Origin of the sequence: Pseudomonas migulae, assembly GCF_024169315.1 — a bacterium.
GTDB lineage: Bacteria > Pseudomonadota > Gammaproteobacteria > Pseudomonadales > Pseudomonadaceae > Aquipseudomonas > Aquipseudomonas migulae_B.
On record NZ_JALJWR010000001.1, the window covers coordinates 2,164,195 to 2,188,604 of the forward strand.

Consider the following 24,410-nt stretch of genomic DNA (forward strand, 5'->3'; position numbering starts at 1 on the left):
TTCACGCCTCCATCGCTCTTTGAGCGATGCGTAGATAAACCGACAACCAAGAGAAAAATCTCATGCAAACCATGACTTCAACCGAAACCGTGAGCGCATCAACACCCGCGCCCTCTTTCGAGGCTGAGTTACATACAGGCCAGCTCGAAGACTATGAACTACTGCTATCCACTGTTCGTGACACACCTGACAATTTCGTTTGGCCAGAATTACCGCTGCGACCTTCTTCACCACTCACAAGGGTGAGCGAAGACGGGTACAAAGCGCTATGGCAGGTGCTACGCGACAGGGACTACATCGACATGTGCACAAAGCATCAATGGGTACAGGGAGAATTGTACGTCGCGCTTAAAGACGGGAAGTATGTCTACAACACCTGGACCACCACAGGTTACAGAGCCAATGTGGAACTGACAGGACACGCAAAATGGGAAGCACTAATACCCCGAATCGAACGCACAGCTAACTTATTGGGAGGAAAGCTGAACTCCAACCGTCAAATCAGCTTTGACGGGATGTGCTGGTTTTACGGCATTGCGTCGTGGCCCAGGAACGCGCAGAAAGAAAATGACGCAATTAACGTCCTGCAAGAAAAAATCGCCAGTCACCGCTTGAAGCTAGAGGAAGATTTTGAAGCCCTCGATCTGAGAAGAAACCTTACAGAAAAAGAAGTGGCAACGACCTTCCCCGATACACAACTCGACTCGCAGCAACTGCATACCGACCAGGTCCGCGCCGAAATAATCGAAGTGGTCAATCAGTTAGTGCCTGAGAACGGCACATCACCCCTGACTTATCTCGCCAAGGACATTCTTTCAACGGCGACGACTGAACAAGTTCGCGCTACGCCGACCGTTTATCTTGAAAGAATCCTGCACAGTGCTGCTGCGGCGAAGTTGGGAAACACCCTGCTGACAACGATGGACTGGTATGGAGGTAAAACCGGTGAGGAGACTTCGCCTTACATCCAGACAAAGTTGATCGCCAATGCGCTGCAGTATTGGCTATCGGCGATAACCAATGATAACCCAGCCTTCATTGCAGGTTACAACTTGCAGGCCCGTTCAAACTGGGGGAAGAGTTATGCGGCGATTCGGACTGAGTTTGAAGCCCATCTGCTGACTTCAAAACGGGCGTCCTCGGAAAAAGAAGCAATAGTCATTGCACGGTTGTTTCTGCCTCGATTTCCGACCGAGTTCCGTGTCGCCGATATCCCGGTCGATCTTGCCTACCGAAGCTCGATTGTCTGGGTCAATTTCCTGAATGGCGTGAATATCATCAAGGCGAGTGATCCCGTCTCGCTGGACAGATTGACCTTTGAGCAGTTGCTCAATTTACCAATGCTGCGAGCTACCGGGGCAACGCCAGATGAGTTGAAACTCATCGGATTGGCGAGGTTGCTTCCGACTCTGGACTGGGCTGTCACCCAGGGGATCATTCCCCAGAAAAACAATAAAGATTACACCGTTGAAGACATTGATCTGGCGTTATCCGAACTGGATAAACACACGACTGACCTGAATGAGGCAATGAAGCGCATCAATGAAGCGCCGCCCAAGCGGCTGTCCATTGCCGAAGCGGAAATGAAAAAGCTCTTTGGAAAGGACGCCTTCCTTTCCGACGGTCGAAAGCTGGCCAGGTTTGATGAACTGGGATCGATCGGTTTTCGTGACACACCGGTGCTCAAGGGTAAGGAGTTCAAGTATTACTCGTTCGTCGATGTACTGGCATCGGGCAAGTTCGATGATCAGAAAAAATGGCTGGTGACTCAAGACGACGGTGAATCCATCAGCAAGCGATGGATTCGAATAGATGAAAATAGAACGATAAAGACCGAAGGGGCCTGGCCTTTACCAAAACCGATGCCTGACAGTATTCCGCTGGTTTTATCACCGTTCAAAAAGTTGCCCGATGTCGAAGCGCTGTTCAACAACGACTTCAATCGCTACCTGAAAACAATCACGTCAGCCTATGAAACCTTGATCAGATCCCTGCTGGCCTCACTTCCATTTTCCGAGCGTCAAGCCCTGGAGTTCGGCGAAGTCAGGGTCTACAGCCTGAGAAAGAGTGCCCCCTACACACCCGCACAGGAAGAGACCCCTGCATCAATTCTGGCGCTGAGAGCCCGCAATGGCTTGATCCTGCAAACGACACATAACACTGAAACCGTCTTTCACGAGCTACTGCCCAGGGCGGGCATGATTCGCCGTCTCGACACATTCGATGCTGAACTGTTAGGAGGCAGGGTTATTCCCAAAGGCACCCTTCTTGACGGTACTGATGTGCATATGTGGGGCGAAAAGAATTTGCCCTTTGACTGGGAGGCTCATTCAAACGGCGGCGCGCCAAAAAACAATGCTCGCTGCTCTGCGATCGTCGAACAGCTGGGGCCTGTTCTGAGTGGCATTTGCGATGACACAGTGACTGCGCAAAGCGTCCCCAAGACATTAACGTCCTGCCGCTCAGCGAAGATCAGCAATCACATTGCAACTCAACTGCTGTTCGTGGCTCCGGAAGATCTGCGTAGCATCGGCTACGGACAAACCCGGTTTGAGCTTGAAGAAGCTAAACGTAAAAAAATATTCAGGATCGCAAAAATTTTCGTGCCGTTCTGGAACAGCATCGAGGACGTAACGTCAGGCGACAGAAGCCGAATACAAATGGGAGTCATCGGTCTGTTTTTCGATGTGCTTGCATTCGGACTCCCGATGGGCAAGTTTGCCGCGGGCTCGGCAAGACTTGTCAGCGTTTCCGGTCGACTGACTCTGCGCGCAACTCAACAGTCGTTGGCATCACTTACGAAAAACCTTGTGATCTCGACGCTTCAAGCCCTTAACCCGATCGATGCCGTGTATTCCCTGCTTAAAGGGTTGGGACACATCCTGAAGGGGATAGGAACGACGTTTAGACTCGCAAAACAATTGAGCAACGTCCGTTACTTCGAGTACGTGCGCAGCCTGCCTCAGCTTGGCGATGCGGGTCGCTGGAAACCATGGGTGGCCGGCGATCAGTTAGCCAGCGTCAAGGGTGTTGACGACGTACCGGTACGCAACCTGTCGACCACTGGTACATCCGATTTCCGCCTGCTTGACCCGCTATCGTCCAAACCCTATGGCCCCTCAGTACATGCTCAATCAAGTGGTCTTTCATTAGGACGGTCTCATTACAGCACGCTGGAAAAAAACACCCACCACGTCACTGTCGAGCTCGCTGAAAACGCTCGCGTGCGCGAAGTACTTGAAGTCGATGGCCGGACAACGCTGTTTGTCGACGATGTTCCTTATCGATTGAAGAACGACAGACTATGCCGCGCGGACTTGATAGAAGTTGATGACGTATTCAAGGCAATCCCTTGCCGTGTACGTCGCGCGCCCGGCCCAGCGCGGTGTCAAACAAGCTATGTCCTTCGCGCCCCCGCTCCCACCCCAGACATCGGTAGTTACGACGACAGCAAAGGCTGGGCCCCCTGGTTCGGAGACAGCATTTACACCCCAGCAACTAACAGGACGCCGATGCTGGTAACTTCGGTCGCCGCACACTCGACACTCCCGGCCACGATGGAATTTCAAAAAGGCATTTATGGCCGAGTCCTGGTCAGCATCGATGTACCAGGACAAGAGTTTGTCGATACCTTTCGCGTAGGCGCCACCCTCAGCGAAGCGATCGATGGCTCAAAACATTACATTTTCATGCGGCTGAATGCCGGGGACTTTTACGTGGCCGAACGCCTGAAAGGACAGAGCGTTCACGACCTCCTGACGTTCAAGAAAGCCGACACACTCCCCCCCGATCTGAAATCCGAATTGATGACGGTGTACACCGGGTCCCTGAATGCCAACAACATGGCCAGGATTCATGGCGTCAGCCGCGTCGAGCGTGCCTTGCAGGCCATGGAGAAAATTGCCGTCCCCATCGGCGGCCATGCCAATCCTCCCGCAACGCTCAAACTGTTGAAGGTGGATACCAGCCCCGGCGAAGCGGTTCTGTTTGATCACTCCACCCGAATGATCGTCAGGCATTCCGCCGACGGTGCGGCGACCTGGTCATCGTCCAGGACCGCACCACAAAGTGTTCGCGAGACGACAGCTGATGTCCTCAATACCTTGTTTCGCAGAACTGTCGTCACCCTGGAATCATCGGTACAGGGTGGGCCCAAGGCGTTAAGAATCGATCGCGCGATGCAGGACTTGCAGGAACGCATCAGCAACATCCTGAGAAAACCGTTACACACGCCCAGAAATATCGCGTTCGCCGAGATCAAGACGAACAAAGGAGTGCGTGAGGTGTATGTCAGTGTTTCCGGCAGGCAGGGTGACACCGATTATCTGCCGTTATTTTCCAGAGACAGACCGACCGGCGAGGTGAAAGTCGGCGATACGAGTTACTTCAACATCGATCATGGCGTCCCGTTTCCGGAAACCTCACTGAGCGTCTCCCACTCCGGCAAACTACGGGCAATTCCCCACACGATCGACAATATAGAAACCTACACGCCGGTGTTGACCGCGCGCCCTACTTCGTTGGACACCGAAAGCAAATTGATCGGCGTCATACGCAGCAAGTACCCGGACCCGACCGATCTTGAATCGATCACGATTGCCACCACCATGGCACCGTGCGACTCGTGTGCAATTGTCATGAAGCAGTTTGGTTATGACGGTGGGCCTGAGGCCCTGGACGTGATCTGGAAGTAGCAACGCGGCATTGATCAGTGCTGCTGCAAATGCCCGTACAGCTTGGCGTACAGACCACCCTCGGCAATCAGTTGCTGATGGTCGCCATCCTCGGCAATCTGCCCGCCATCGAACACCAGCACCCGGTCGGCCTGCTTCACCGCCGACAACCGATGCGCAATGATCAGCGTGGTGCGGTGGCTCAAAAACCGCGCCAACGCCTGGTGCAGGTTGTATTCGGTGGCGGCATCCAGTGCCGAGGTGGCCTCGTCGAGGATCACCACTTTCGGTTCGGCCAGCACCATCCGCGCAATCGCCAGGCGTTGGCGCTGACCACCGGATAGCCGCACGCCGGAGCGCCCGACGATACTGTCCAGGCCGTTGGGCAGTTCTCGAACGGTCTGGTGCAGCTGGGCAATTTCCAGCGCTTGCCAGCAGGCTTCGTCGCTGCGCTCACGGCCCATCGTCAGGTTGGCACGGATGGTGTCGTTGAACAGCGCCGGATGTTGCAGAACCACGGCGACATTTTCACGAACCGTTTCCAGACCGATTTCCTGCTGGGTCGACCCGCCGAAGCGGATCGTCCCTGCCAGGGGTGTGTACAGGCCCAGCAGCAATTGCACCAAGGTACTTTTGCCACCGCCGCTGGCACCGACAATCGCAACCTTTTCACCGGGAGCGATCGACAGGTTCATCTGATTCAACACCAGCTCGTCGCCGTAACCGAAACTCAATCCCTGAACTTCAATGCCCACGGTTTCGCGACCGTTGAACGGATCGACGCCGCCCGGATATTCCGGCTCATCGGCCCTCGCCAGCAACTCGTTGATCCGCGACAGCGCGCCACCGGCGGCGTAATAGGCGTATTGCAGGTTCAGCAGTTGCTCCACCGGACCGATCATGAACCACAGGTAGCTGAACACCGCGAGCATCTGGCCGATGGACAGGTCGGAGAACAGCACGGTGAGCATGGCGGCGGCGCGGAAAATATCGATGCCGAACTGGAACAGCAAGCCGCTGGCACGGTTCGAGGCATCGGTTTTCCATTGGGAATTCACCGCGTAATCGCGTACTTCCCGGGCGCGTTGCCCGAGGCGACCGAGGAAAAACCCTTGTCGGTTACCGGCGCGTACTTCCTGAATGGAGTCGAGGGTTTCGGTTAACGCTTGAGTGAAGCGTGAGGTGCTGTCGTTCTCGAGTTTCTTCAGGTGCTTGACCCGCTTGCCCAGCAGCACCGTGGCGTAGATCACCAGCGGGTTGAACAGCATGATCAGCAGCGCCAGCTTCCAGTGCATCCAGATCAGAATGCTCGCCGTACCGACCAGCGTCAGCATGGCCACGAGGAAACGGCTGAGGGTTTCGCCGACGAATTTGTCCACGGTATCCAGGTCAGTGACCAGGTGCGTGGTCACCGTGCCGCTGCCCAGGCTTTCGTATTCGCCCAGCGAGATGCGCTTGAGGCGTTCGATCAGGCGCGTGCGAATGCGATACACAATGTCTTTGGCCAGGGCCGCAAACAACTTTGCCTGCACCACGTTGAACAGCAAGGCGCCACAGCGAAGCAACAAGGTCACCAGCAGCATCAGGCCGATATAGCCCGCCGCTTTCTGCCAACTTTCGGGCAGCGCGTGGTTCATGATCTTCAGCGCAGAGTCGCCATGCCCCAGCAGCACTTCGTCCACCAGCAACGGCAAGAGCAAGGGAATCGGCACGCTGCACAACGTTGCCAGCACGGCCACGCCGTTGGCGATCCACAGGGCTTTCTTGTGATGCAAGGCCAGGCGACGGATTTCCGCCCAGCTCAGACGGTCGACACGTGTAGCGGTTGCGGCGTCGTCAGGCTGGTCATGCACAGGCAGCGCGCTCCAGCCAGCGGCCGAGCAGGGGTGACAGGACGCTCAGGGGCTGATAGCCATTGGTCAACAACGCCAATTGACCATCACGCTCCGCCAGCAAGGTGGGGAAACCGGCGATGCCGAGGTCCTGCACCCACGTGAAATCGGCCGCTGTCGCGGCATGTTGATCGGCGCGGTCGAACGCCGCCGCGAACTCGATGCGCGGCAAACCGGCCTGCTCCGCCAGTTCCACCAGCACACTGGCGTGGGTGACATCGCGACCTTCTGCGTAAAACGCATGCTGGATCAGACCAAGCAACTTCCACGCGCAATCCGGCGCCAGGCTGCGCGCCGTCACCAACGCCCGGCAAGCGGGTTCGGTGTCGTAGACAAAGCCATCGGGCAGCGCGCCTTCGGTCTTGAACGGCTGGCCCGTGGCCTCGGTGACCGCCTGCCAATGTTCAAGAATGTAGCGCCGGGTGGTTGGCTCCAGCGCCGAACCACTGCCGGTGCGCAAGCCGCCCACTACCAGATGCACTTCCACCCCCGCCGCCTGCGCCTGTTCGACCAGCGCATTGGCCACCGGCGCAAAGCCCCAGCACCAGGAACACATCGGGTCCATCACATAGAGCAGGCGGCGAGCAGACATGGTTCAAGCCTCGGAAGGGGTTTGCTTGTAGTTGTAGCCGATCGGGTGAGGCATGTTGCGTGCCTTGGCCAGTTCGATCTGCTTCTGCCGATCGATGGCACTGCGACGGGTCTTCTCGCTCAGCTTATCCCAGCAATGCGGGCAGCTGATGCCGGCCACATAGTGCTCGGACGCGCGGTCTTCGACACTCACCGGCGTACGGCAGGCGTGGCACTGATCGTAGTCGCCTTCACTGAGGTCATGACGAACGGTCACGCGGTTATCGAACACGAAGCAGTCGCCCTGCCATTTGGTTTCTTCCTGCGGCACCTCTTCGAGGTACTTCAGAATGCCGCCCTTGAGGTGATAGACCTCGTCGAAGCCCTGGCTGAGCATGTAGCTCGAGGCCTTTTCGCAACGAATGCCACCGGTGCAGAACATCGCGACTTTCTTGTGCACGGCCGGGTCGAAATGGGCTTTGATGTAATCGGGGAATTCACGAAAACTGGTGGTCTTCGGATCGATGGCGCCTTCGAAGGTGCCGATCGAGACTTCGTAGTCGTTGCGCGTGTCGATCAGCAGTACTTCCGGATCGCTGATCAGCGCGTTCCAGTTCTCTGGATCAACGTAGGTGCCGACCTTTTTGTTCGGGTCCACGCCTTCGACGCCGAGGGTGACGATTTCTTTCTTGAGTTTGACTTTGGTGCGGTAGAACGGCTGCTCGTCGCAGTACGACTCTTTGTGGTCGATGTCGTCCATGCGCGGGTCGTTCTTGAGCCACGCCATCAGACCGTCGATGCCTTCGCGGCTGCCGGACACGGTGCCGTTGATGCCTTCTTCGGCGATCAGCAAGGTGCCTTTGATGCCGTTGTCGACCATCGCCTGCAGCAGTGGCTCGCGCAGGTCGACGTAGTTTTCCAGGGTGACGAACTTATACAGTGCCGCCACGACAATCTGTTGTGTCATGGGTGATTCTCCAGGTGGCTACCCTCGTAAGGGGTGAACCGGATTCAAAAAAAAACGCGCCGGGTGAGCGGCGCGTTGCGGATTCTAGCAAAAATGGTGTGGTTTTAGGACTGCGATCTAAAGGCTTGGCACAAACCACTGTGGTGAGGGGGCTTGCCCCCTCGCCACAACAGCACTTCAGCCCATCAACCAATCACATCAATGCTTGCTGCCGCCAGCACAGGTCGGCGAGGCCGGGGCCGCGTCGATCTGTGCCCATTCCTCAGGCGTGTAGGTATGCAGCGCCAACGCATGGAACTCGCCCATCAGCTCGCCGAGCGTGCCGTAGACTTTCTGGTGACGCTTGACGCGGTTGAGCCCCTCGAACTGCTGGCTGACCACCACGGCCTTGTAATGGGTTTGCAACCCACGACTGTGCATATGGCTTTCATCCAGCACTTGCAGGTGCTCGGGCTGTAACAGCCCCAGCGTCGATTCGATGCGTTGTTGCATGGTCATACCGGGCTCCGCTTAAGGCTTTTTCTTGGCAGCAGGAGCAGCAGCGCCGGCTTTAGGATCCAGCTCGTTGGTCATGTCAGCCAGCAATTTGTTGACCACAGGCACCGCGCTTTCCAGCTTGGCTTGGGTCATCTGGGCCGATTGCTGGGTCAGCTGCGGCATTTTTTCCAGGACTTTCTTGCCCAGTGGCGACTGGTAGAACGCGACCAGGTCTTTCAGCTCGGACTCGCTGAAGTTGGTGGTGTACAGCTTGACCATGTCCGGCTTCAGCTTGTTCCAGCCAATGGCTTGGTCCAGAGCGGCGTTGGCTTTGGCCTGGTAGGTTTCCAGCAAGGCTTTTTTCGATTCAGGGGCTTTGGTCTGTTCAAAGCGCTGAGCGAACATTTGCTGCACTTGCATGTACACCGGAGTGCCCAATTTGTCAGCGTGCGCCAGGGTCAGGAAAGCCTCGGCACTGGCGTTATGGCTGGCGGTATCGGCAAAAACAGGGCCGCTGGCGCAAACCAGTGCAACCGCGGTACAGATGGCACGAAGACGAGTCATCGAGTTTCCTTTTCTAGCAGGCGAGGTAAAACCCCAAGGGCGACCATTCTGCGCCTAAAAAACTGTGTCACTCAACCCCAAGCCTTGTCGGGCTTGAATTAGAGGGGGCGAACGGTCAAATTCCAGACTGATGGAACCACGGCCGGTGATCACGGCCTAAACTGCGCTATCAGACTGACAGGAGTGTGCATGATGAGCCGTATCGAAACCGACAGCCTTGGCCAGGTGGACGTGCCGGATGAGGCCTACTGGGGCGCTCAGACGCAACGCTCGCTGATTAACTTCGCCATCGGCAACGAGCGCATGCCGCTGGCGGTGCTGCATGCGCTGGCGTTGATCAAGAAAGCCGCGGCGCGGGTCAATGACCGCAACGGCGACCTGCCCGCCGACATCGCCCGGCTGATCGAACAGGCCGCCGACGAAGTGCTCGACGGCAACCATGACGACCAGTTCCCGCTGGTGGTCTGGCAGACCGGCAGCGGCACCCAGAGCAACATGAACGTCAACGAAGTGATCGCCGGGCGTGCCAACGAACTGGCCGGCAACCCGCGCGGCGGCAAGTCGCCGGTGCACCCCAACGACCACGTCAACCGCTCGCAGAGCTCCAACGACTGCTTCCCCACCGCGATGCACATCGCCGCAGCACAGGCGGTGCAGCACCATTTGCTGCCGGCGATCAGCGAACTGTCCGGCGGGTTGGCGGAGTTGTCCGCACGGCACATGAAGCTGGTCAAGACCGGTCGGACGCACATGATGGACGCCACGCCGATCACCTTCGGTCAGGAGCTCTCGGCGTTCATCGCACAACTGGACTACGCCGAACGCGCGATCCGCAGCGCCCTGCCCGCCGTGTGTGAACTGGCCCAGGGCGGCACCGCCGTCGGCACCGGGCTGAATTCACCACACGGTTTTGGCGAAGCCATCGCCTCCGAGCTGGCCGCGCTCTCCGGTCTGCCGTTCGTGACCGCCCCCAACAAGTTCGCCGCTCTGGCGGGCCATGAGCCGCTGACCACGCTGTCCGGCGCGCTGAAAACCCTGGCCGTGACCCTGATGAAAATCGCCAACGACCTGCGCCTGCTGGGCTCCGGGCCGCGTGCCGGTTTTGCCGAAGTGAAATTGCCGGCCAACGAACCCGGCAGCTCGATCATGCCCGGCAAGGTCAACCCGACCCAGTGCGAAGCCCTGTCGATGCTGGCGTGTCAGGTGCTGGGCAACGACGTTGCCATCGGTTTCGCCGCCAGTCAGGGGCACTTGCAACTGAACGTGTTCAAACCGGTGATCATCCACAACCTGCTGCAATCGATCCGCCTGCTGGGCGACGGCTGCAGCAACTTCCAGCAGCATTGCATCGCCGGCCTGGAGCCGGATGCCGAGAAAATGGCTGAACATCTGGAGCGAGGCTTGATGCTGGTGACGGCGCTGAACCCGCATATCGGGTATGACAAGTCGGCGGAGATTGCCAAGAAGGCCTACGCCGAAGGGCTGACCTTGCGGGAGGCGGCGTTGCAGTTGGGGTATCTGACGGATGAACAGTTTGATGCGTGGGTGAGGCCGGAGAATATGCTTGAGGCTGGGGCCAAGGGCTGAGTTTTGTAGTGCCTGACACTCCGTCATCGCGGGCAAGCCCGCTCCCACAGGTTTTATGCCGTTCACAGATATAGTGATCGACACAAAACCTGTGGGAGGGTGGCTTGCCCGCGATGAACGATGACGCGGATTACCCTGCTGCAATCCGAACCCGCCTGGCCTTGAGCCCCGCAATCAACGAAGGCCCCAACGCCACCAGCGCCGACCCCAACACCACCAACACCGCCCCGCCATACCCCAGGCCATTGATCGTCTCGGCATGCACATATTCCGGCCATAACCACGCCGCCATCGCCACCGCTGCAAACGTCACCAACGGCGTGATCGCCAGCGTCGCACTCACCCGCGAGGCTTCCCAATGCGCCAGTGCTTCGGCAAACGCCCCATAGGCAATCAGCGTGTTCATGCAGCACGCCAGCAACAGCCAGCCCTGCAGGGGCGTCAGTTGCAGCGCTTCCAGCGGATGCACCCACGGCGTCAGCAACAGCCCGCAGAACAGATAGATCACCATCATCACCTGCAACGAATTCCACACCGTCAGCAATTGCTTCTGCCCCAGGGCGTAGAACGTCCAGACCGTGGATGCCAACAACACCAGCAGCACGCCCGCCGTGTAGTCAGTCAGTGACGTGAGCAACTCGGCCAGGCGCTGGTTGAAAAACAGCCCGAAACCTATCAGCAACACCAGCAGGCCAATGCCCTGCCCCACGCTGAAGCGTTCCTTGAACACAAACAGGCTGGCGATCAGCAACATGATCGGGCCCATCTGCACCACCAGTTGCGCGGTGCCGGGACTGAGCAGGTTCAGGCCCATCAAATACAGCACGTAATTGCCCACCAGGCCGAGCACTGCCATCAACACCAGCCAGCCACCACGCGGCCCGAGCACCTTGCGGCTCGGCAGGCGTCGGGTGGCCGCGAGATAAATAAACAGGCAGCTGCCGGACACCATCAAGCGAAACCAGGTCACCGTGACCGGGTCCATCACCAGCAGCACTTGTTTGAGTTTGATCGGCAGGATTCCCCACAACAACGCGGTCAACAAGGCCAGGAACAGGCCGTAAACCCAGCGACCGGATGAAATGTGCATGCGTACCCCAAAGCCAGATGGCAAGAATCGTCATTCTAGGCGCAGCGGCGCCTGGCACACAGGGACAGTTGGCAAGCGGGCGCGAATGAAACTGTGCGGGTCGCAGCAATAAATTGGCGGTATGCCGTCGATCGGTTGGTCGGGCGCTGTAAGCGGTTCATGCATAAGCTCATTGGATCCACCCACCTTCAGGAGATCGCCATGTATGGCATGCGCGCCCAGGACAACGCCCCCGCCACACACTTTCGCAGTGACCGGATGTGTCGGGTAAACGGGGAGTTGTATTTCAGCACCCGGGAAAACACGCTGGAGGGGCCGTTTGAAAACCCGGAGGCGGCCGCGCGGGAGATTGAGGCTTATATCGCGCGGATGCAGCTTTTGAGCGCTAGTCGATAGACCGAGGCGCTGCCTTCGCGAGCAAGCCCGCTCTCACATTCGACCGTATTCCTATGGGAGAACTCGGTCGAATGTGGGAGCGGGCTTGCTCGCGAAGGCGATATAACAATCACCACAAGCCCTTAAGGCTTAACGCACCGCTTCAAACAACCCGGTCGCCCCCATCCCGCCACCCACGCACATAGTGACGATGCCATAACGCAAATCACGCCGCTGCAACTCCCGCACAAGATGCCCGACCTGACGCGACCCCGTCATGCCAAACGGGTGACCGATGGAAATCGAGCCGCCATTGACGTTGTACTTCTCGTTATCGATCCCCAGCCGGTTGCGGCTGTACAGGCATTGCGAAGCGAACGCTTCGTTGAGCTCCCACAGGTCAATGTCAGACACCTGCAAACCCTTGGCCTTGAGCAACTTCGGCACCGAGAACACCGGGCCGATGCCCATTTCATCCGGTTCGCAACCTGCCACGGTGAAGCCACGGAAGAACGCCTTCGGCTTCAACCCCAGTTCCAGCGCTTTTTCCAGGCTCATCACCAGCGTCATTGACGCGCCATCGGACAGCTGCGACGAGTTGCCCGCCGTGACCGAACCGTCTTCGGCAAACACCGGTTTCAATCCCGCCAGACTCTCCAGCGTAGTGTCTGGACGATTGCAATCGTCGCGATCGACGACACCGTCAAGGATCTGCACCTGACCGGTGGCCTTGTCTTCAACGCGATACTTCACCGCCATCGGCACGATTTCGTCGTCGAACAAACCGGCGGCCTGCGCGTGAGCAGTACGCTGCTGGCTTTGCAGGGCGTACAGGTCCTGTTCTTCGCGGCTGACGTTGTAACGACGGGCGACGACTTCGGCGGTCTGGCCCATGGGAAAGTAGATGCCCGGCACCTGCTCTTTCAGCAACGGGTTGATCAGGTTGTCGGTGTTGACGCTTTTCATCGTCAGGCTGATGGACTCGACGCCACCGGCGACGATGATGTCGCTGCAACCGGAGGCGATCTGGTTGGCAGCGATGGCAATCGCCTGCAAGCCCGACGAGCAGAACCGGTTGAGAGTCATGCCGGCGGTGCCGGTGCCCAGGCGTGACAGCACCGCAACGTTGCGACCGATGTTGTAGCCTTGCGCGCCTTCGTTGGAGCCGGCGCCGACGATGCAATCCTCGACACTGGCCGGGTCGATACCCGAGCGCGTCAGCAGTGCGTTGACGCAGTGAGCCGCCATGTCGTCCGGACGGGTCTGGTTGAACTTGCCGCGAAAGGACTTGGCCAGGCCGGTCCGTACGCTGTCGACGATCACCACTTCACGCATGGCATACCTCATTTGTTGTTATCGGTTGAGAGTGGACCGAGCATAAGTCCACCCGTTACCCGTCGCGACAATCATTCACCCCGCGTATGCGTAGCCATCGGCTCACACCTTCAGCTTCTTCAGCTTTTTCTCATGCTTGTCGGACTTTTCGAACGCCTCTTCCAGCGCCTGGTTGAGCGTGCGCAAGACTTTGACCCGTGCCCAGCGCTTGTCATTGGCTTCCACCAGTGTCCAGGGCGAAATTTCGGTGCTGGTGCGGTCAACCATGTCACCCACCGCAGCCCGGTAGGCATCCCACTTTTCGCGATTGCGCCAGTCATCTTCGGTGATCTTGAAGCGCTTGAAGGGGATCTGCTCGCGCTCCTCAAAGCGCTCCATTTGCGTTTCCTTATCGATGGCCAGCCAGAACTTGACCACGATCACCCCGGCATCGGCGATCTGCTCTTCGAAGTCGTTGATCTCGCTGTAGGCACGCAGCCAGTCCGCCGGGCTGCAAAAGCCTTCGATGCGTTCCACCAGCACCCGGCCATACCAGGAGCGGTCAAACACCGTGAATTTCCCCCGCGCCGGAATATGTCGCCAGAAACGCCACAGGTACGGGTGTGCCCGCTCCTCCTCGGTAGGCGCCGCAATCGGCACGATGCTGTACTGGCGCGGGTCAAGTGCCGCCGCAACCCGCCGGATCGCCCCGCCCTTGCCTGCCGCGTCGTTGCCTTCGAACACCGCAATCAAGGCGTGGCGACGCATGCGTTTGTCACGCATCAATCCCGATAACCGCGCCTGCTCGGTGATCAGTTGCTCTTCGTAATCGTCCTTGTCCAGACTCAGGGTCAGGTCGAGGCTGTCGAGCAGGTTGACGTGATCGACGCTGCTCGCCAAGGGTGCGGCGCTGACTTTGTCCGGGTGAATCTTCGGTCGTTTCAAGGCACCTTGCAGGCCTTCGAGCAGAATCTTGCCGACCGCCAGGCTGCGATAACGCGGGTCCATTCCAGCGATCACATGCCACGGTGCATAGTCGCGACTGGTGCGGCGCAAAATGCGTTCGCCGTATTTCACGAACTTGTCGTAAGTCTGCGATTGCTGCCAGTCCAGCGGGCTGATGCGCCAGCTGTGCAGCGGATCATCGGCCAGGGCCTTGAGGCGCGCCTTCATCTGTTTCTTGGACAGGTGAAACCAGAACTTGAAGATCAGCGCGCCTTCGTCGCACAACATCTTCTCCAGGCGTTCGGCCCCATTGATGCTTTGATCGAGCCGCGGGTCCTTGAACACACCATGCACCCGGGCCTGCAACATCTGGCTGTACCAGTTACCGAAGAAAATCCCCATGCGGCCCTTGGCCGGGAGCATTCGCCAGTACCGCCAGGCCGGTGGCCGCGCCAGTTCTTCGTCGGTTTGCTGATCGAAGGTGCGGACCTCGATCAGGCGCGGGTCCATCCACTCGTTGAGCAGTTTCACCGTCTCGCCCTTGCCGGCACCTTCGATGCCGTTGATCAGAATGATCACCGGAAAACGCTTCTGCTGCTGAAGTTCGAACTGCGCCTCAAGCAGCGCTTCACGCAACGCCGGGACTTCGGCTTCATAGGTTTCTTTGTCGATGACGTGACCGATTTCAGCAGATTCGAACATAAGACGGCTCCTTCCAGGATTGAACAAGACTAGCGGATTGACCTCTCCTGCGCGGGAGAAATCCATCTTGGCTGAGATGACCTGTGGCGAGGGGATTTATCCCCGTTGGGTCGCGAAGCGGCCCCGCGTCCAGCAAAACAGATTGAATTATCGGGATTGGCGACAGCTTCGCAGTCGAACGGGGCGGTGCGACGTTTCGCTAAATCCCCCCGCCACAGATTTCTTGTCTGTCAGAAAAGTTTCTCAGGTGAACAGCATTACCCTCCCGGCCTGGAAGTTTCGCTGATCCGGATGATCGTGCGTTGCCATGGATCAAGCACCTCGGCGGCGATCGGCTAGAATGGCCGCCTTGCCGTTGCCGAGCCTGCCATGAAACCTGTATTGCCCCACGCCCAGCTCGACTGGGATGACCAAGGGCTCCCGCGTTCGCGGGTGTTCGATGATGTGTATTTTTCCGACCTGTCCGGGCTGGACGAAACCCGCTACGTTTTCCTCGAACAGAACGCCTTGGGTGAACGCTTTGCCGCATTGCCGGCGGAAGGGCGACTGGTGATTGGCGAGACCGGTTTCGGCACCGGGCTGAACTTCCTGTGCGCCTGGCAATTGTTCGAACAACACGCAGTAGCCGGTGCGCGCTTGCACTTTGTCAGTGTCGAAAAGTACCCGCTGAGTGCGCCTGACCTGCGACGGGCGCTGGCGTTATGGCCCGAGCTCAAGGTGTTTGCCGATCAGTTGCTCGCGCAGTACGTGGCGATCCATCAAGGCTTCCAGCGGCTGGTACTGGATAACGGTCGCGTGACGTTGACCCTGTTGATCAGCGATGCACTCGAGCAGTTGCCGCAGCTGGATGCGCAGATCGATGCCTGGTTTCTCGACGGTTTCGCTCCGGCGAAAAATCCGGACATGTGGACCGCCGAACTGTTTGCCGAGCTTGCCCGGCTGGCAGCGCCCGGTTCGACCATCAGCACCTTCACCAGCACCGGTTGGGTACGTCGTCTGCTGAATGCGGCGGGCTTCAAGATGAAGCGCACGCCCGGCATCGGTCACAAATGGGAAATCCTGCGGGGCACGTTCCTTGGCTGGCCGGAAGAAGCCCCGGCACCCGCTGCGACCAAACCATGGTTTGCGCGCCCGACGCCGCTGACCGGCGAACGTCGGGCACTGGTGATCGGCGCTGGCCTTGCCGGTTGCGCGACGGCTGCCAGCCTCGCGGCGCGGGGTTGGCACGTCAGCCTGCTGGAGCGTCACGATGCGCTGGCGCAGGAAGCCTCGGGCAATCCGCAGGGTGTGCTTTACCTCAAGCTTTCGGCCCATGGCACGGCGTTGTCGCAATTGATCGTCAGTGGCTTCGGTTACACCCGACGCGTGCTTGAACAGTTGCAGCGCGGTGTCGACTGGGACGGTTGCGGCGTGCTGCAACTGGCCTTCAACGCCAAGGAAGCCGAGCGTCAGGCGCAACTGGCGCAGGCGTTTCCTCCCGACTTGCTGCACACGCTCGATAGAGGTCAGGCCGAGGCGCGTGCGGGCATCGGTCTGCAATGGGGCGGGTTGTATTACCCCGAAGGTGGATGGGTGCATCCGCCGGCATTGTGCCAATGGCAAGCGAAGCACCCCGACATCCGGATTCTGACGCATCACGATGTTGTGCAATTACGTCGATCACAAGGCCACTGGCAAGCCTGGGATGGCGACACGTTGCTGGCCGATGCGCCGGTGGTGATATTGGCCGGTGCAGCCGAGATCAAGCGTTTCCCTTACAGCAGCGAGTTGCCGCTCAAACGCATTCGCGGGCAGATCACTCGTCTGCCCCAGACACGAGAGAGCCAAAGCCTGAGCACCGTGGTCTGCGCCGAAGGTTATATCGCCCCGGCACGCTTGGGTGAACACACGCTGGGCGCCAGTTTCGATTTCAGCAACGACGACCTGACACCGACCGCCGCCGAGCATGCCGGTAATCTGCAGATGCTCGAAGAAATCTCCGCCGACCTGCTCACCCGGCTCGGCGCGGACACCTTGCAGCCCGAAACCCTCGAAGGTCGCGCCGCATTTCGCTGCACCAGCCCGGATTACCTGCCGATTGTCGGGCCCTTGGCCGACAGTCAGGCATTCGCCGAGGCCTACAGTGCCCTGAGCAAGGATGCCCGGCAAACGCCGGACATCCGTTGCCCCTGGCTGGATGGCTTGTACGTCAACAGCGGCCACGGCTCGCGCGGCCTGATCACCGCGCCGTTGTCAGGTGAATTGCTCGCTGCGTGGCTGGATAACGAACCGCTGCCATTGCCCAGGGCCGTGGCCGAGGCGTGTCATCCGAACCGCTTCGCGTTGCGCCGCTTGATTCGAGGCAAGGCCTGAGGCGTTCAATCCAGCGCAAAGCAAGTCCTTGACTCGTCAGCCTGCATCGCCGCTTCGGTCAGACGTTTCAACAAGGCGGTTTCGGCTGTCTTCAATTCTTCGGCAATGCCGTCGACCTTTGGGCGATAGCCGGCGCCAAGTTTCGCCTCGTCTTCAAAGGCCGCCGCCATCCGCACATGAAAAGGCGCAGTCAGGTCGGTGAACTGTTTGCCTTGATGCTGTCGCAAAAAGTCGACCCAGAACGTGCGGCCACTCACGTAGGTCGACAGTTCAGGCGAGAGCTGTGCGGCGATGACTTTATTGTAGGCAATATCCAGGTCCTTCTGTTCGACGCCGCTTAGCGATGCATAACGCATATGCCGCGGCTGACCGAGAAGCTCAAGCCTGTCAGCCAGGCCGGTACGATAAGCCAGCTCTACTTCCACAGCATCGAGCGCAGGATCGGCACTGGCACGTTCCCGAGCGATGCTGGCGAGATAATCCAGTCGGAAAAGCCGTCGCCCAAGGCTCAGCAGCCGAGAGGCCTGGTCATGGGTATTAGCGGCCTGCCGAACCACCGTGTCGATCTCGACTGCCACCTCAAGATTACTGAAGATCGTCGCAGCGCCATCAGCGCAATGGGCTTTCACCGCCATGGACAACAATTGAGCGCGTAACGCCGAGTCAGTCTGAGCCGCCTCAATGACATTCCAGACTCGCAGGGTCATGTCTTCGTGCACAAAACGGCTGTCCGCCGAGCTTCCGACTTCTGCCAGTAATTCAAAGAATCCATTCGAATCGGGCTCGTTTTTCAATGCCAGCCACGCACGATTACGATTGGCATAGGTTTCTTCATCCGGTTTTGACATCCACAGGTCTCGAGCCCTTTGTTCATTGAGCACCGTGGTTTTATTGTCCAGGAGGCCCATTCCGACCCCCGTGTTGTCACGGTAGGTTTCCAGCTTCGTACGGCTCGCCGCAGAGATGGGGTTGGCACGCAGGTTGATCGCTTGAGCGAATCGCTGCGGGACCAGGAACAGCCATTCTGGCAACTCGCGAATCTGGTTACCTCGCAAGTCCACCATGTTCAGATAGGGCAGGCGGGAAAGCCCCACGGGCAGTTCCGTGGCGTGGGTATCGCTCAGGAACAGGGATTGCAGATCAAGCATCTTGCTGACATCAATCGTGGCCCCCAAGCGATTGTCGCTCAGCCCCAACGTACGCAACTTGCGCATGTCGGCCAGTTTGCGCAACGTGTATTCGGTCAGCTGTATCTGATTGCCGTTCAGGCTCAAGTGCTCAAGGTCGGGCATGTGCGACAACGCCTCAGGCAATCGTGTCAGTTGATTGCGGTCCAGTTCCAGACTGACCAGCCCTTTGAACGGTGTGAGGAAATACGCCAGCTCGTCACCTGCCTGCATGTCCTTGATGGAAAGGTTACGCACATGGGCGACATCCTGCTCGCTCAGCGTCGGCAATGCGCCTACTGGATTGCGCTCCAGCGTGAGCGTTGTCACAGGCTGATTTCGCGGCCACCGCGGATGCGCTACCCGGCGCCAGCAGTTTTCGATGGCATTGGCCACCTGACGACGGCTGACCCGGATATCGTTGAGCTGCCCCGGCAGCTTCTTCATTTGCACTTCATCGTGACGCCAGGTGTGCAGCACCCCACGCAGTTTCTTCAGTTGCTGCTCCAGCGCCTTGACGCGAGCAACCCGCTGCATCTGGGTACTGCCGGCGTCGTCGAGAAACGCCGACACCTGAGCATCAGTGAACAGCGGATAGAGTTTTCTGACTTTGCGAATCATGCCCCTTGCATAAGAACCTGCAGCGGGAGGATCCGCCTGGACACAGGCAGACAGGTGTTTCGGCGTTTCACTGCGCTCCCCCCGCAACACCCGCCCGGTACGCACCGGATCGCCAGCGGCTGCCCTCGACAGGCGTGACCGAAGCGACGGCACGTCCAGCGGGTCGCTGCCACTGAAAACCATGCGGGCGCGTTGAGCAGCAGGCAACGCATCCAGTATCGATTGAAGCAGCGTTTCGCTCGTCAGCGTAGAAGACACATTGTCATTGGTTTGGGTGACCTGATAGCCGGTGGACGTCTTGACGATCACCCTCAGAACCTTCGCGTCCGCTTCGCCCACGCTGTCCAGCAAAGGCCCGGTTGCCGATCCCTGTCGGACTTCGAGTCGACAACCGTCATCCCAGCCTTGCACCCGATCCATCAACCCTAGCGCCAGTGTGTCGGTGTCGGCATTGGCCAGTTGCGGGAGATGCAACCCCGTGAGGGCACGATCCTGCCTGATCACGGCCTGCGCCTCACTGATCTGCCGGGCGAGTTCCATGCCGGGAATATTGCGGTCGCGCAAAAAGCTGCGATCCCTGCCAGAGGCGTTTTCCAGCAATTCCTGACGCACGCGAACGGGAAGGTCTGCGGCGTGTTCGCCCAGCGTCGCAACGTCACCGCTGGCGGTGCCGTCCCAGGTTTTATAGAGCCACTCAAACAGCGGCTGGCGATTGCTCTTGAGATGGCGGGCGATTTTCCTGGTCAACAGCAGCGATTTCGATTCGGTCGTCGAAACACCGAGCATCGCTTCGACTTCTTTCGGATAGAGGCCACCGATGACGGTATCGAGCACTTGCCCCGAATCCAGATCCGACTGAGAAACGTGCACGCTGTTGGCGTCGTCATCGTGGGGCGCTGTTTCGGGGAAGCGGGACACGGCCAGATTCTCTTCATCCCGCACCTCAATGAAGCGCTCCTTCGGCCAGCCGGACAACCTCGGCAATGTATGAAGTTGCGCCTGAACAACATCGGTATTCGACGTTTCGCCCTTCTCCATCGCGTCGACCATCGCGGAGATACGCCGGTCGATCCTGAAGCGCTCGACACAGTCATTCAGCCGCTGCGGCAATGTGAGGTTGCTTTCATGGAGTTGATGCAACGTGTCAGGCGTCATGCCGGTAATGTCGGCAATCGCTTCCAGGTCACTGCCCAGATCGTACAAGCGCTGATCCGTGCGGCCCAACGCATAGGCACCATCGCGCCACTCATGCGCGTGTTCATAGACATGCCGCCAGCCACCTTCCACGTTTCGCTCGACCGCAGGCTGAAAGGCGTCAGTGCGGACACGATGATTGAGGGTCCAGGCCGAGTCCGCCGCGTTACGGGTGACGCGATAGGGTGCGCCCTCCATGACGATCGACGTCAGTCCGGCATGTTGATAAAGCCCTTGCGAATCCGGTTGCACGTCGGCTGGCAACGTCGTGGTCTGTTTATAGGGCTCGAGGTCGGGTTTCCACAATCTTGCCTTGCCATCCGCTCGAGTGACGGCCTCGAAGCCGTCGAAGAATGCCGCCCGCTCTTTCACGCCTTTACTGACAGCTGCCGTGATGATTTTGCCGCCCGCGGCAAACGCTGCCAGCTGCGCGACGTTTTCCACCACGTTCAGCAAATGGGACAACGCCTTTGTCCGCTCGCCATGCGTCCAGTCAACCACACCTTCGTACACCTCGCTGACGATGTCGACGACAGCTGCCGCGAGCATCAATTGGCCAATCACCGGTACGAAAAATGCGGCGGCGTTCAACAGTACAAGACCGCCATCGAGCAATGCCTGAATGGTTTTTTCCCGTTGTTGCTCATCGACATCTCCGGTCGGGACGGCAAGGATTCGCGCGTCTTTTTGAGTCTTGCTGACAAACGCACTGAAGAAAAAATCGCCAAGACAGGTGTCGGCGGGAGCGGCAGCAAGCGTGCCCAAGGTCTTGCCCTTGTCGAACGAGGTAAAAAACCCGGTTTTATCGTGGCCATGCAGGTACTGCCCGGCGAACGATTTTCTATAGCTTTTAGTCTGCAATTTGAGGGTGAGGTAAACCTTGAAATCATCCAGCGAGGGGTATTCATACAGCGGTCGTCGGGGTTCGTTCGGCATATAAACCACGCAACGGGCCTTCGAGTCGGTGTCGATGGAAACCTTGGTAAATATCAGCGCCCCACAGACACAGGTGTCATGAATCATCAGGCCCTGCCAAAGCACCGGCCCGCCATCAAACAGTGCGTCCCTGGTTTGAGCCGCCGGGACATCCTGTTCGATCACACTCAGCAGCATCGTATAAGCGGCGTGGGTGATGTCCTTTTTCAGGTAGGCCATGTGGGCCGCGACTTGCAGGTCCAGCACCTTCAACTTGCGGACGTCAGCGGCGGAAGCTCGATCATCGACAGGCGCACCTTCGGCCGGTTTGGCAGGCAACGCCAATGCCTCGTCGATATGACGCTGATAGCGGGCTCCCAGGTCGAGCTCACGACAGAACGTCGCGAATTGTTCGGGGGTTACTTGGGTGCCTGATTGGGCCTTTGCATCTACGCGTATCACTGAGTCAGCCGGGAGACCGTCACTCTTCGCTTCTCCCAGCGTAAAGTTTTCCATCGCGGCGTGGAGCAGGCTGCGTGATGTGGTGCTTTCCTCATACGGGGAGCCGAAGACCGGGAGCACGCCGGTTGATGTGTAGGTTTTTTTGGTGATGTCCAGCGTGTCCCGCTCGACGTCGAAACCGATCGTCCATTTACCCTTGAGGAAGCTGGTCAGTTGCTCTTTGCAGAACTCGTCCAGCGGCTTGAGCTTTTCGAGCGCCGTTTTGACCTTGGCTTGAGTCAGGAAAGACTGCTCGAACGCGGTTTTCAGGGCCTGCACCACGGTCAGATCCGCCGTCGCCAACCATGGCGGGATGGACGCTTGCAGCACTTCGGCCTTGTCCAGATCGCCTGTATGTTCCAGCAACGCTTCGAGACGTTGCGCGGGTGTCATTGGCACCGCCGCGGGGGCAGCCTTGGAGGTTGTGGTCAGCATGAGCAATATCCTTATTGCTTTGAGAGGCCCTCAGTTTATGAAGCTCCACCGGCATTTAATAATTCGAATAGCGGATCGAACGGGGGCCCATTCCAACAGCTACTCCTATGCATCACAGCAATAATTACCGCCACAGCCATGCGCGTTTCTGCTGGGTCGCTGTTCACCCGGCTCCGTCTCCTTATTACTTATCGGTCTAAAACTCCCACTACCGTGACGGGTCAGTTTCTGAGTACCCGCCGTTTTGGCCGGGTATCGATTGACCCTCCCCAACGGAAAAACCGGTAAGGACTTTATGTGCGGATTAGCTGGCGAGTTACGCTTTGATCATCAACCTGCGGACCTTGCAGCCGTTGAACGAATCACCCATCACCTGGCACCTCGCGGACCTGACGCGTGGGGCTTTTTCAGTCAGGGGCCGATTGCCCTTGGCCATCGTCGCCTGAAAATCATGGACTTGTCGGACGGCTCGGCGCAGCCAATGGTCGACAACCAACTGGGCTTGTCCCTGGCGTTCAATGGCGCGATCTATAACTTTCCGGAACTGCGCGCCGAACTGGAAGCCCTCGGTTACGCCTTCTATTCCGGTGGCGACACCGAAGTGCTGCTCAAGGGTTATCACGCCTGGGGCGAGGCGCTGCTGCCAAAACTCAACGGCATGTTCGCCTTCGCTATCTGGGAACGCGACGCCAAACGCCTGTTCATCGCCCGCGACCGTCTCGGCGTAAAGCCGCTGTACCTGTCGCGCACCGGCCAGCGCCTGCGCTTTGCTTCTGCTCTGCCGGCGCTGCTCAAGGGCGGTGACATCAACCCGATCCTCGATCCGGTGGCGCTCAATCATTATTTGAATTTTCACGCCGTGGTCCCTGCACCGCGCACCTTGCTGGCCGGCATCGAAAAGCTGCCGCCCGCGACCTGGATGCGCATCGAAGCGGACGGCAGCACCGAGCAGAAAACCTGGTGGACCCTGCCCTACGGCCCCCACGCCGACGAGATGAACCTGACACTCGAAGACTGGCGCGATCGTGTGCTCGACAGCACCCGCGATGCCGTGGCGATTCGTCAACGGGCGGCGGTGGATGTCGGCGTACTGCTATCGGGCGGCGTCGACTCGAGCATGCTGGTCGGTCTGTTGCGTGAAGTCGGCGTGGAAAACCTCTCGACCTTTTCCATCGGTTTCCAGGATGCCGGCGGCGAGCGCGGCGACGAGTTCCAGTATTCGGACCTGATCGCCAAGCACTACAACACGCAGCACCATCAACTGCGCATCGACGAAAAAGAGATCATCGAGCAACTGCCGGCGGCGTTCCGCGCCATGAGCGAGCCGATGGTCAGCCACGACTGTATTGCGTTCTATCTGTTGTCCCGCGAAGTGGCCAAGCATTGCAAAGTGGTGCAAAGCGGCCAGGGCGCGGACGAGCTGTTCGCCGGTTATCACTGGTATCCGCAGGTCGATGGCGCGGCCGATCCCTACGCGGCTTATCGCGATGCGTTCTTCGATCGCAGCTACGAGGACTACGCCGCCACCGTGCAGCCGAAATGGCTGACCGCCAATGACGCCGCGGGCGACTTCGTGAAGGAACATTTCGCACAGCCCGGCGCCGATGCGGCGGTGGACAAGGCCTTGCGCCTGGACAGCACCGTGATGCTGGTGGACGACCCGGTGAAACGCGTCGACAACATGACCATGGCCTGGGGCCTGGAAGCGCGCACACCGTTTCTCGACTATCGCCTGGTGGAGTTGTCGGCCCGGGTGCCGGGCAAATTCAAACTGCCGGACGGCGGCAAGCAAGTGTTGAAAGAGGCGGCACGCCTGGTGATTCCGAGCGAAGTCATCGACCGCAAGAAAGGTTACTTCCCGGTGCCGGGCCTCAAGCATCTGCAGGGCGATACGCTGGACTGGGTGCGCGAACTGCTGCTGGATCCCAGCCAGGATCGCGGCCTGTTCAATCCGGCGATGCTCGACCGTCTGCTGACCGATCCACAAGGCCAGCTGACTCCGTTGCGCGGCTCCAAGCTGTGGCAATTGGCGGCGCTGAACCTGTGGCTCAGTGAACAAGGAATCTGATC

14 protein-coding genes are annotated in these 24,410 nt (G+C 58.8%); 5 read left to right on the top strand and 9 right to left on the bottom strand.

Translation table 11 applies throughout. The features are described 5' to 3' along the window. Window positions 1-62 precede the first annotated feature (62 nt). On the top strand, window positions 63-4,694 hold the full coding sequence (locus J2Y86_RS09905; RefSeq protein WP_253430351.1) for a deaminase domain-containing protein: 4,632 nt from the start codon (window positions 63-65) through the stop codon (window positions 4,692-4,694). A 14-nt stretch (window positions 4,695-4,708) separates the two neighbouring features. On the opposite strand, the gene J2Y86_RS09910 is transcribed toward J2Y86_RS09905, so the two are convergent. From J2Y86_RS09910 to J2Y86_RS09930, 5 genes are all read right to left on the bottom strand, one after another. Then, complete coding sequence (locus J2Y86_RS09910; RefSeq protein WP_253430354.1) at window positions 4,709-6,526, bottom strand: ABC transporter ATP-binding protein; 1,818 nt, start codon at window positions 6,524-6,526, stop codon at window positions 4,709-4,711. After that, complete coding sequence (locus J2Y86_RS09915; RefSeq protein WP_253440196.1) at window positions 6,519-7,121, bottom strand: DsbA family protein; 603 nt, start codon at window positions 7,119-7,121, stop codon at window positions 6,519-6,521. The genes J2Y86_RS09910 and J2Y86_RS09915 overlap by 8 nt, the downstream gene beginning before the upstream one ends. A gap of 39 nt (window positions 7,122-7,160) precedes the next feature. Beyond that, window positions 7,161-8,102 carry an oxygen-dependent tRNA uridine(34) hydroxylase TrhO gene (gene trhO, locus J2Y86_RS09920; protein ID WP_214377599.1) on the bottom strand — a complete coding sequence of 314 codons (942 nt, stop codon included), beginning with the start codon at window positions 8,100-8,102 and terminating at the stop codon, window positions 7,161-7,163. A 198-nt stretch (window positions 8,103-8,300) separates the two neighbouring features. Continuing rightward, on the bottom strand, window positions 8,301-8,600 hold the full coding sequence (locus J2Y86_RS09925; protein ID WP_017340055.1) for a BolA family protein: 300 nt from the start codon (window positions 8,598-8,600) through the stop codon (window positions 8,301-8,303). 12 nt (window positions 8,601-8,612) lie between these two features. Next, complete coding sequence (locus tag J2Y86_RS09930) at window positions 8,613-9,143, bottom strand: DUF2059 domain-containing protein (protein WP_219095362.1); 531 nt, start codon at window positions 9,141-9,143, stop codon at window positions 8,613-8,615. A 192-nt stretch (window positions 9,144-9,335) separates the two neighbouring features. Between J2Y86_RS09930 and J2Y86_RS09935 the strand changes: the two genes are divergently transcribed. Beyond that, entirely contained in the window at window positions 9,336-10,730 is a 1,395-nt protein-coding gene (locus tag J2Y86_RS09935; RefSeq protein WP_253440198.1) for a class II fumarate hydratase, read from the top strand. A 130-nt stretch (window positions 10,731-10,860) separates the two neighbouring features. Here J2Y86_RS09935 and J2Y86_RS09940 read toward each other — a convergent pair whose 3' ends face one another. Beyond that, window positions 10,861-11,820, bottom strand: coding sequence for a DMT family transporter (locus J2Y86_RS09940; protein WP_253430357.1), 960 nt, complete (start codon window positions 11,818-11,820; stop codon window positions 10,861-10,863). Window positions 11,821-12,021: 201 nt separating this feature from the next. Between J2Y86_RS09940 and J2Y86_RS09945 the strand changes: the two genes are divergently transcribed. Beyond that, a complete protein-coding gene (locus J2Y86_RS09945; protein ID WP_145314937.1) occupies window positions 12,022-12,216 on the top strand; it encodes a DUF6316 family protein in 195 nt (64 codons plus the stop codon). Between the two features lie 129 nt (window positions 12,217-12,345). Here J2Y86_RS09945 and J2Y86_RS09950 read toward each other — a convergent pair whose 3' ends face one another. Together J2Y86_RS09950 and pap are read right to left on the bottom strand one after the other, a co-directional pair. Next, window positions 12,346-13,530: a thiolase family protein gene (locus tag J2Y86_RS09950; protein WP_253430360.1), complete on the bottom strand. Its 1,185-nt coding sequence runs from the start codon at window positions 13,528-13,530 to the stop codon at window positions 12,346-12,348. Window positions 13,531-13,632: 102 nt separating this feature from the next. Beyond that, the gene (gene pap / locus J2Y86_RS09955; protein WP_253430363.1) at window positions 13,633-15,156 is read right to left on the bottom strand and encodes a polyphosphate:AMP phosphotransferase; all 1,524 of its coding nucleotides are present in this window, start codon (window positions 15,154-15,156) and stop codon (window positions 13,633-13,635) included. 369 nt (window positions 15,157-15,525) lie between these two features. Here pap and mnmC point away from each other — a divergent pair, with 369 nt between their 5' ends. Next, entirely contained in the window at window positions 15,526-17,508 is a 1,983-nt protein-coding gene (mnmC, locus tag J2Y86_RS09960) for a bifunctional tRNA (5-methylaminomethyl-2-thiouridine)(34)-methyltransferase MnmD/FAD-dependent 5-carboxymethylaminomethyl-2-thiouridine(34) oxidoreductase MnmC (protein WP_253430366.1), read from the top strand. 5 nt (window positions 17,509-17,513) lie between these two features. On the opposite strand, the gene J2Y86_RS09965 is transcribed toward mnmC, so the two are convergent. Further along, entirely contained in the window at window positions 17,514-22,340 is a 4,827-nt protein-coding gene (locus J2Y86_RS09965) for an NEL-type E3 ubiquitin ligase domain-containing protein (RefSeq protein WP_253430369.1), read from the bottom strand. A gap of 295 nt (window positions 22,341-22,635) precedes the next feature. Here J2Y86_RS09965 and J2Y86_RS09970 point away from each other — a divergent pair, with 295 nt between their 5' ends. Further along, window positions 22,636-24,408, top strand: a complete 1,773-nt coding sequence (locus J2Y86_RS09970; RefSeq protein ID WP_253430372.1) for an N-acetylglutaminylglutamine amidotransferase — start codon at window positions 22,636-22,638, stop codon at window positions 24,406-24,408. Window positions 24,409-24,410: the final 2 nt, after the last annotated feature.

Coding starts and splice junctions, on each gene's coding strand:
- J2Y86_RS09930 (WP_219095362.1), bottom strand. CDS start 9,143: ATGACTCGTCTTCGTGCCATCTGTACCGCGGTTGCACTGGTTTGCGCC.
- J2Y86_RS09970 (WP_253430372.1), top strand. CDS start 22,636: ATGTGCGGATTAGCTGGCGAGTTACGCTTTGATCATCAACCTGCGGAC.
- trhO (WP_214377599.1), bottom strand. CDS start 8,102: ATGACACAACAGATTGTCGTGGCGGCACTGTATAAGTTCGTCACCCTG.
- J2Y86_RS09965 (WP_253430369.1), bottom strand. CDS start 22,340: ATGCTGACCACAACCTCCAAGGCTGCCCCCGCGGCGGTGCCAATGACA.
- J2Y86_RS09935 (WP_253440198.1), top strand. CDS start 9,336: ATGAGCCGTATCGAAACCGACAGCCTTGGCCAGGTGGACGTGCCGGAT.
- J2Y86_RS09905 (WP_253430351.1), top strand. CDS start 63: ATGCAAACCATGACTTCAACCGAAACCGTGAGCGCATCAACACCCGCG.
- J2Y86_RS09940 (WP_253430357.1), bottom strand. CDS start 11,820: ATGCACATTTCATCCGGTCGCTGGGTTTACGGCCTGTTCCTGGCCTTG.
- J2Y86_RS09925 (WP_017340055.1), bottom strand. CDS start 8,600: ATGACCATGCAACAACGCATCGAATCGACGCTGGGGCTGTTACAGCCC.
- mnmC (WP_253430366.1), top strand. CDS start 15,526: ATGAAACCTGTATTGCCCCACGCCCAGCTCGACTGGGATGACCAAGGG.
- pap (WP_253430363.1), bottom strand. CDS start 15,156: ATGTTCGAATCTGCTGAAATCGGTCACGTCATCGACAAAGAAACCTAT.
- J2Y86_RS09915 (WP_253440196.1), bottom strand. CDS start 7,121: ATGTGTTCCTGGTGCTGGGGCTTTGCGCCGGTGGCCAATGCGCTGGTC.
- J2Y86_RS09945 (WP_145314937.1), top strand. CDS start 12,022: ATGTATGGCATGCGCGCCCAGGACAACGCCCCCGCCACACACTTTCGC.
- J2Y86_RS09950 (WP_253430360.1), bottom strand. CDS start 13,530: ATGCGTGAAGTGGTGATCGTCGACAGCGTACGGACCGGCCTGGCCAAG.